Source organism: Candidatus Krumholzibacteriia bacterium, assembly GCA_035268685.1.
Taxonomy (GTDB): Bacteria; Krumholzibacteriota; Krumholzibacteriia; order JAJRXK01; family JAJRXK01; genus JAJRXK01.
In genome coordinates this window covers 20,723-29,515 of sequence record DATFKK010000182.1, presented here as the reverse complement: position 1 = coordinate 29,515, position 8,793 = coordinate 20,723, and the positions used below count along the sequence as shown (strand labels likewise).

General features: G+C 68.8%; 6 protein-coding genes. 5 read left to right on the top strand and 1 reads right to left on the bottom strand.

The annotated features are described in order from the left end of the window. From VKA86_17780 to VKA86_17760, 5 genes are all read left to right on the top strand, one after another. Positions 1-233 (top strand): hypothetical protein (locus tag VKA86_17780; protein HKK73056.1); only part of this gene is annotated, 233 nt, incomplete at its 5' end. Between the two features lie 603 nt (positions 234-836). Next, complete coding sequence (locus VKA86_17775) at positions 837-1,244, top strand: hypothetical protein (protein HKK73055.1); 408 nt, start codon at positions 837-839, stop codon at positions 1,242-1,244. An 86-nt stretch (positions 1,245-1,330) separates the two neighbouring features. After that, positions 1,331-2,671 (top strand): TolC family protein, encoded by a 1,341-nt coding sequence (locus tag VKA86_17770; GenBank protein HKK73054.1) that lies wholly within the window; start codon positions 1,331-1,333, stop codon positions 2,669-2,671. Continuing rightward, complete coding sequence (locus VKA86_17765; protein HKK73053.1) at positions 2,668-4,197, top strand: efflux RND transporter periplasmic adaptor subunit; 1,530 nt, start codon at positions 2,668-2,670, stop codon at positions 4,195-4,197. Before VKA86_17770 ends, VKA86_17765 begins: the two co-directional genes overlap by 4 nt. Before the next feature lie 30 nt (positions 4,198-4,227). After that, positions 4,228-7,356, top strand: a complete 3,129-nt coding sequence (locus tag VKA86_17760) for a CusA/CzcA family heavy metal efflux RND transporter (protein ID HKK73052.1) — start codon at positions 4,228-4,230, stop codon at positions 7,354-7,356. A 211-nt stretch (positions 7,357-7,567) separates the two neighbouring features. Here the strand turns inward: VKA86_17760 and VKA86_17755 are convergent, their stop codons facing one another. Further along, positions 7,568-8,584, bottom strand: a complete 1,017-nt coding sequence (locus tag VKA86_17755; protein HKK73051.1) for a TauD/TfdA family dioxygenase — start codon at positions 8,582-8,584, stop codon at positions 7,568-7,570. Positions 8,585-8,793: the final 209 nt, after the last annotated feature.

Sequence of the window (8,793 nt, the reverse complement as noted above, 5' to 3'; positions counted from 1 at the left end):
CGGCTTTGGTGGGACTATTGACCAGTACCATCCGGGTCGTCGTCGACCTCGCCGGCGGGCACAGCCCGACCGCCACCGCACTCGTAACGGTAGGCATCTGCCTCTGGCTAACGCTGCTATGGGTGGGGAGGATTCGCCCGTCATGGGTTCGCATGACGGCAGATGCGTATGCAACGCAGCTGGTTCGTGCCTGTGAGCTGCTGGGACCACGTGAAGGCGAGCAGCAGGCGTGACGGGGCCATGCATCCGGAACGAGATTGGCTACAACTTGGCTACAATATCACCGCGGTTCCCCACTCCCCAGCACTCCCTCGGACTCCCTCCCCACGAAGAAGGCCCAGCGACCTAAGCCGCTGGGCCAGAACGAAATACGTTGGGACGCTGCCACTTACGAGGGCTCGACGTCGGTTGATGAAAACGCGTCTCAGCGGATTAGAAGTCCGATGCTCTATCCTACTGAGCTACGGGCGCGCCCAACTCCTTGGCGCCCCGGAGGATACCTCACGGAATCAGCCATCGCTACCACGGACGGGTCTTCCGACGCTCTCGTCCTCGCCACCCGGCGCGTCAGGCGGACATCTCGTTGCGGAGCAACCGCCTACCTCCCCCCGAACGAACGATTCCGGCGCGCAGGGCTTCGCCTGGGCCCCATCACCGGCTGCGATTCGTCCCCAGACGACCTCCTCCGTCGAACCTCGACAGCAGCCTCTCTGCAAAGAACGGCGAACCCCGACGCCGGCGAGACAGGCCCGCGATTTGCTGACCAGGTCCGACTGCGCTACCCTTCCGCGGCAGTCGCGGGATCATCGTCTCGTTCCTCCGTCATCGGCCGGCAGATGCACGCCAAGACCGTCATCACCATCGTCTCCGTGATTCTGGCGAGCCTGGGCTGGGCCGACGGGTCCTTCGTCCAGACCTTCTGTGCCGACTCGGGAGAACGCGGGTTCGCGTCGAGTCCGCAATTGGCCTGTTGGCAGGTCGATTGCCACACGAGCGAGCCCTCCGACGGAGACTGCGCCGAAGAGGACTGCTGTGCCTTCGATGAGGTGCCGACGCAACCCTTCGCTCCGCAGGCAGCACCGCACTCGCTTGGCGAGGCCGCGAGTGTCTGCGACGGCCTGCTCCCCGCGAAGTTGCTCGCGAAGAAGCATGACGCGCCGCTTCGCGGTCCCGCCCGTGGCGGATCCCCACGCGAAACCGACTCCGCCGCCTTTCCCGGGTATCCACTCCCACTGCTGATCTAGAACACGGTCGTTCCCGTATCACGACGGTGATCGCACGCGCGAAATCGCGTGCGTGCGGCGTGCTGTCGTCACCCGGAGACACGACTGTGTTCCGAATCTCTCTCACGACCTGGATCGTGCGCTTCGTCCTTGTCGGCGCGACCGTCGCCCCGTCGTGGTCCATGGGGCCCGCACGGGCCGCAGCGTCCGCGTCCGCGACAGCGGATCCCGCGCACCCGACGGATCGGCTGACGCTCGACCGGGCCCTCGAGCTGGTCCGGCAGCGACACCCCTCGGTGGCCGCGGCGGAAGCGCGAGTCCGTGCGGCCGAGGCCGAGCGTGAACAGGCCGATGCCTGGGCGAACCCCCGCCTCGGCCTCGATGCCGAGGGCTTCGGCGGTGACGACCAGAGCGGCCTCGAACCCGATGAATTCGCGCTCTCGCTCGGCTGGCCCCTGCATCCGCTCCTGACTCGGGGCCGGCGGGCGAGCGTCGCCGAAGCGCGCACCGCCCTCGCGCGTGCCGCGCTCGAGCGTGCCGAGTGGGAGCTCCTGGCGGCGACCCGGTCCGCGTACCACCGCGCACTCGTCGCCGATGACCAGGTCGACTTCGCGGAACGGCGCCTGGACCTGACCGCACGGACGGTCGAGGCCTTCACGGCGCAGGTCGACGCCGGCGAAGCCTCACCCATCCAGCTGCTGCGCGCGGAGGTCGAGTCCGAGACGGCGCGTTCCGATCTCGAGGCGGCCCGGGCGGAACGTCGTATCGCCCACCGCGAACTGGCGGCTCTCTGGGTGGAATCCCTCGACGAGCCGTTGAACCTCACCGGCCGATCCGACGACCACGTCGCCCTGAGCGGCGTCGACTCTCTCGAGCGCGAGCTGATCGAGCACCACCCGCTGCTGCGCGAGTCGCGCTGGCGCCGCGAGATCGAGAGTCGCGGCGAGCAGCTCGCTGCCCGTGCCCGCTGGCCGGAAATCACTCCACGCGCCGGCATCCGTTGGCTGCACGACGGCGGCGACCAGGACTTCGTGGCCGGAATCGGAATCGAACTCCCGCTCTTCGATCGTCGCGACGCCGCGCGGCAGGCTGCCGCGCGCCGGACCGAGGCTGCCGACGGGGATCTCGCAGCGCTCGAGTTCGAACTCCGCACACAGCTCCACAACGCGCTCGAAGAACTCCACGTCCGCGCCGGTGCGCTCGAGGACTACGACGAGCGGATCGTGCCGCGCGCCCGGGACGCCCTCGACCGCGTCCGGATCGGCCAGGAGGCCGGGAAGTTCGGGGCGCTCGAACTGCTCGACGCCCAGCGCGCCCTCGTGGCCGCCGAGGAAGGACGCTTCCGCGCTCACACGACCTACGACCGGGTCGTGGTCCAGATCGAATCGCTGCTCGGGCGCGGGATCACTGCGCCGGCCCCTCACTCCCCCGCGGAGGACCCACGATGACATTCCCACGCCAGAGTCTCGTCTTCGGCCTCGGCTTGGCCGTGATCGCCGCCCTCGCCGTCGTGAACTGGCCGCAGGAGACGCAGGTCGCCGACTCCCACGCGCAGGCCGCCGCGCCGAGCTGCTCGCCCCACGGCATCGACGCGTCGCTCTGCTGGATCTGCGATCCCCAGCTGCGCGATGCCGGTCGCCTGTGGTGCTCCGAACACGAGCGCTACGAGGACCGCTGCTGGATCTGCCATCCCGATCTGCGCGATGCCGATCGCCTCTACTGCGAGAAGCACGGCCTCTACGAAGACGAATGTGTGGCCTGCCGGCCCGCGCTCACGAACACCCCGACGGAGATCCCGGAAGCCGCCACGGAACTCTGGTGCACCGAACACGAGCTCGCCGAGGCCGAGTGCGGAATCTGCCACCCCGAGCTCGCGGACGGCCTCACGCCGGGCGGCGGCCTGAAGATCCGCCTGCCGAGCGCCGACTCGGCGCGTCTGTCCGGGGTCGCCTCGAACCGCCCCGTGTCACTCGAGGCGACGAGCGCGGTCGAGGCGATCGGCGAAGTGGGCTACGACGAGAACCGCCTCGCACGCGTCACCCCTCTGGTCGAGGGCGTCGTCCGCCAGGTCCACGTGGATCTCGGCGACGTGGTCAGCACCGGGGAGCCGCTGGTGACCCTGTCCTCGCCCGCCGTCGCCGAGGCCCGCGCCGAACTCCAGGCAGCCGTGGCCGCGGAAGACGCCGCCCGCCGCGCGCTGCAACGTGAAGCGGAGCTCCACGAACGCGGGGTGTCCGCCGAACGCGACCTGGTCGACGCGCGGTCGGCATTGGCCGCCGTCGAAGCCCGACGCCGGGCGCTCGAGCAGAACCTCGGGGACCTCGGCATCGCGTCCGAAGACCTGGCGGCCATGGCCCGCGGCGAGCGCGCGGGCTCGACGCTGGATTTGGTCGCGCCCTTCGAGGGCACCGTCGTCGATCGTTCGGCGGTCGTCGGGGACGTCGTGCGCCTGGGCGACGAGCTGATCCGCCTCGCCGACATCCGCGAGATGTGGGTGACCGTCTCCGTGCCCGAACACGAGCTGGGTCTCGTGGCCACGGGACAGGCAGTCGAAGTCCATTCCACGGCGACCGGCGCACGCACCCGGGGCACGGTGACCTGGGTCTCCAGCCATCTCGACGCGGGAACGCGCATGGCCCGTGTCCGCGCGGCGATCCCCAATCCCGCGGGCCACTGGAAGGCGGGCATGTTCGTCGACGCGCAGGTCGCAGTCGGCGCGGTCGGCACCGCGCTCTCCGTGCCGCGATCCGCCGTCCACCGTTTCGGGGGCGAACCCTTCGTGTTCGTCGATCTGGGCGACGGCCTCTACGAGGTGCGTCGCGTCCAGCTCGCCTCGCTGCCCGGCCGGAGCGCCGGAGACCGCGCCGTCGTCCGTGCCGGACTCGTCGGCGAGGAGCAGGTCGTCACTGCCCGTAGCTTCCTCGTGAAGTCCGAGTTCCAGAAGTCACGACTGGGGGCGGGATGCGTCGACTGATCGTGCTCCGTTGCCGGGAGGTCGGCTGAGATGCTCGAACGCCTGGTCAACCTGTCCTTCGAGCACCGTCCCGTGGTGCTCGCCCTCGCCGCCCTGGCGCTCTTCGGCGGCGTGCGTGCGCTCGTGACCCTTCCGGTCGACGCCTTCCCCGACACCACCCCCGTACAGGTCCAGATCAACACGGTCGCCAGCGAACTCGGGCCGGAGGAAGTCGAGCGTCAGATCAGCTTCCCCGTCGAGACGGCGATCTCCGGCCTTCCCGGACTGGCGAACGTGCGCTCGGTGTCCAAGTTCGGCTTCTCGCAGATCGTGGCGACCTTCGAGGACGAAACGTCGGTCTACGACGCCCGTCAGCTCGTCCTCGAACGCATCAACTCCGTCCGATTGCCCGAGGGCATCGAACGCCCCTCGCTCGGCCCCATCGCCACCGGCCTGGGCGAGGTCTTCCACTACGTCCTGTCCTCACCCACGCGCTCGCTCGAGGAACTGCGGACCCTGCACGACTGGGTGATCCGCCCGGAACTGCGCCGCGTGCCCGGCGTGGCCGAGGTGAACTCGTGGGGTGGCTACGAGCGGCAGTACCAGGTGGTGTACGAGCCGCGCGCCCTCGTCGCCCACGGGCTCACCGTCGACCATGTGGTCGACGCGCTGCGCGCGAACAACCAGAACGTGGGCGGCGGACGCGTGGTGGTTTCGGGCGAGGACCTCCTCGTCCACGGCATCGGCCGCCTGGAGACGGTCGAACAGATCGGTGCCGTCGTCGTCGCCACGCGCGATGGCGTTCCCGTTCGGGTGCGTGATCTCGGTGAAGTCCGGGTCGGCCACGAGATCCGCCGGGGTGCGGTGACCGCCGGCGGCGAGGGCGAGGTCGTGCTCGGGCTGGGCTTCATGCTCATGGGAGAGAACAGCCGCGAGGTCGCCACCGCCTTGCGCGAGCGTCTGGACGAGGTGCGCGCGTCGCTACCCGACGACGTGGTGGTCGAGGTGGTCTACGACCGCACCGAACTCGTCGACGAGGTGATCGCCACCGTCCGGCACAATCTTCTGTACGGCGCCGGCCTGGTGATCCTCGTTCTGTTCTTCCTCTTCGGCAGCCTGCGTGCCGGCCTCGTGATCGCCCTGACCATTCCCCTGTCGCTGCTCCTCGCGGCGCTGGGCATGCAGTCGATGGCCATCGCCGCCAGCCTGTTGAGTCTGGGCGCCCTGGACTTCGGAATCATCGTCGACGGCTCGGTGGTCATGGCCGAGAACAACCTCCGACGCCTCGGCGAGCTCCAGGAGAAACTCGGACGACCGCTCACGCGGAGCGAGCGTGTGAACGCGATCGCCGCGTCCAGCCGGGAGGTGGTGCGCCCGGTCTTCTTCGGAGTGCTCATCATCACGCTCGTCCTCGTTCCGGTCCTCCTGCTGGGTGGTACCGAAGGCAAGATGTTCCGGCCGATGGCGCTGACGCTGATCTTCGCACTCGTCGGAGCCCTCGCCATTGCGATCCTGCTGACACCGACGCTCTCGCTGTGGTGGTTGCCCCGCGCCCGCGCCTCCCGCGAGGGCCGGGCGACGCTGTTCCTCCGCGAAGGATACTCCCGGGCGCTCGACGTCGTGCTGCGCTGGCGACGAGTCTCCGTGGTGGGGATCCTGCTGCTCCTGGTGGGCACGTCGCTGCTCGCGGGTCGTCTCGGTTCGGAGTTCGTCCCTCGCCTGAGCGAGGGCGCGATCACCATGAACCTGGTCCGCCTGGCCGGAATCTCGATCGAGGAGTCCGTCGCCTACAACACCAGCATGGAGAAACTGCTGCTGGAGGAATTCCCCGACGAGATCGCCCACGTCTGGAGTCGTATCGGCTCGGCGGAGGTGGCGACCGACCCGATGGGCACCGAGCTCACCGACGTCTTCCTCACGCTGCACCCACGGTCGCAATGGACTGCGGCGCGGACGCAGAACGAACTCGTGCAGAAGATCGAGGAGGTCCTGGCCGTCCTGCCGGGACAGACCGTCGCCTACACGCAGCCGATCGAGATGCGGATCAACGAGATGGTGGCGGGCATCCGTTCCGACCTGGGGATCAAGATCTACGGCGACGACTTCGATCAGTTGACCACGCTGTCGGACCAGATCCAGCTCGAACTCAACCGGATCGAGGGCACCGCGGATCTGAGCGGTGAGCAGCTCACCGGCCAGCCGGTCCTGCGCGTGGAGGTCGACGACGACGCGATCGCCCGGCTCGGCGTGTCCGGGGCCCACGTGCTGGAGACCGCGCAGGCCGTGGGAGGGATTCCCGCCGGAGAGATCCAGGACGGGCAGCTGCGCTTCCCGCTCGTCGTGCGCACTTCCGACCGGACCCGCAGGGATCCGGATGCCCTTGCCGCCACCCTCGTGCCGACCGAGTCCGGCGCGGTCGTTCCGCTGTCGGCCGTCGCTCGGATCGTGAGGTCCGAGGGACCGTCGACGATCACCCGCGAGTGGGGCCGCCGCCGCACGGTCGTCCAGTGCAACGTACGCGACCGCGACATCGGCTCGTACGTCGAGGAAGTCCGCGAGCGACTGGCCGCGAACGTCGACCTTCCCGTCGGCTACACCATCGAATACGGAGGGCAGTTCGAGAACCTCCAGCAGGCCAATGCGCGCTTCCTGGTCCTCGTGCCGGTGACGTTGGCGCTGGTGTTCTTCCTCCTCTACCTGAGCCTGCGCCGGGCGTCCGATGCCCTGATCGTCTTCACCGGGATTCCCCTGGCCTGCATCGGCGGTGTCCTGGCGCTGTCGCTGCGCGGCATGCCCTTCAGCGTGAGCGCGGCCGTGGGCTTCATCGCTCTGAGCGGAATCGCCGTGCTCAACGGTCAGGTGCTGATCTCGACCGCCCGCCGCCTGCTCGAGGAAGGAGCGGAGCTCTCGGTCGCGGTTCGCGAAGCGGGTCGCATCCGGATGCGGCCCGTGCTCGCCACCGCCATCACGGACGCCGCGGGCTTCATCCCCATGGCCATCTCCGCCGGCGTGGGCGCCGAGGTCCAGCGCCCCCTGGCCACGGTGATCATCGGGGGTGTCCTGAGCTCGACGCTGCTCACCCTGTTCGTCCTGCCACTCGCGGTGGCCATGGTCGAAGGGTGGAGAGAGCGGCGTCGCGTTGCGATCGATCGGACGTCGGCGGTGGCGGGCGTAGAATGAGGGGCCTCGCGTGGGTCGGGCTCCAGGATGCTGCCACGACGGCGATGGCTACGACTCGGCGACGACACCAGGACGGTCAATCACTCCGATACGCACGGAATGGCCGGACTCGAGCACTTCACGGCAAGCCCGACCTGCCGCCGATCGGGTGATGAGCACGACGAACCCGGTTCTCCATCCCACTGACCTACGGACGTACTCGAAGAACCCCCTAATTCTGCATCCGCACCCCGTCGTCCCACCGGAACCCGATCCCCCCACCCTGCCACACGCCATCGCCGAACGGACTCGGCCCGAAGACGTCCATCTGCAGCGGCAGTCCGAACCCGGGCGCGAGATCCTGCACACCCCGCACCGTGCTGCGATGCATGATCCGCAGGCCCTGCTCCTCGACCGGCAGGTGCGCCTCGGGCGCGGCCCGGTGCGCCACCGCCAGGTTGTCGATGAACACGCAGTCGTTCTCCTCGTACTCGTAGGCGATGGTGTAGCCGTTCTCGAGGCCGGCATCGAGGAGGTCCTTGTACTGGCGACAGAGCCGGGTCAGCTCGTCGGCGTCCAGCAACCGGAAGCCGTCTTCGTCGGGAAGCTTCTCGATCACCGCGCCGGTCATTCCGAGGTGCAACCACACACTCTTGCGACCGGAGATGGGATGATCGTGCACCACGGGATGCACCACGCCCGACGCCGAGTTCACCGACGACAGACGACTCCAGCGTTCCTTCCACTCGTCCGGCAGCGCATCGTACGCCGCGCCCTGGTGGGCGAAGTACGTCCCGCCGCCCTTCTCGGCCGGGCGCACGATGTGGTAGCCGGAGTGGGAGAAGGTGTCGGTGTTGAAGCTGCCGTCGTTGTGCCACTGGGGCCCCACGCCCAGGATCCCGTGACGGCGGTCGTTCGACAGGCGGAAGATGTGCTGGTTGTCGTCGGGAGTCTCCGGGTGGACTCCGTGGGTGCTGTGCAGTTCCTTACCGCCCCACCAGCAGCTGGCGCGGAGGAAGTCGTCGACGGACAACGGGCGTTCGTTCGCGAAGACGATGAACCCTCGATGCGCCATCTCCTGCTCGAGGGCGTCGACCACTTCGGCCGGGGGCTCACTCTCCGCGGACAGGTCGATGCCTCGGACGCGCGCACCGATCGGGTCCAGGGGGGTGATCTCGCCACCGTGCTCGGCGACCGTGGCCACGCGCGCGGGATCGAGGGGTGGCAGCTTCGACGGGTTCGTGCCCATGGTGGGACCTCCTTTTCGTGGGCCCCAGGGTAAGGAGAAGCCTGCCGGCCTGAAAGGCGTTGCTCGCGACGGTCCGATCGCGCGAACACACGGCGCAAATGTCACGAATTCCCGTGTTCTCGTGGCCTCGGCCGACTGCGGCGCCCCGCAATGATCTGCTACGCTCTTCGAACCCCATCCACGCAGGGGCCACGCACCGAGCCGATCCG

Excerpts from the sequence above, each read along its gene's own strand:
- VKA86_17755 (HKK73051.1), bottom strand. The coding sequence starts at position 8,584 with ATGGGCACGAACCCGTCGAAGCTGCCACCCCTCGATCCCGCGCGCGTG.
- VKA86_17765 (HKK73053.1), top strand. The coding sequence starts at position 2,668 with ATGACATTCCCACGCCAGAGTCTCGTCTTCGGCCTCGGCTTGGCCGTG.
- VKA86_17760 (HKK73052.1), top strand. The coding sequence starts at position 4,228 with ATGCTCGAACGCCTGGTCAACCTGTCCTTCGAGCACCGTCCCGTGGTG.
- VKA86_17775 (HKK73055.1), top strand. The coding sequence starts at position 837 with ATGCACGCCAAGACCGTCATCACCATCGTCTCCGTGATTCTGGCGAGC.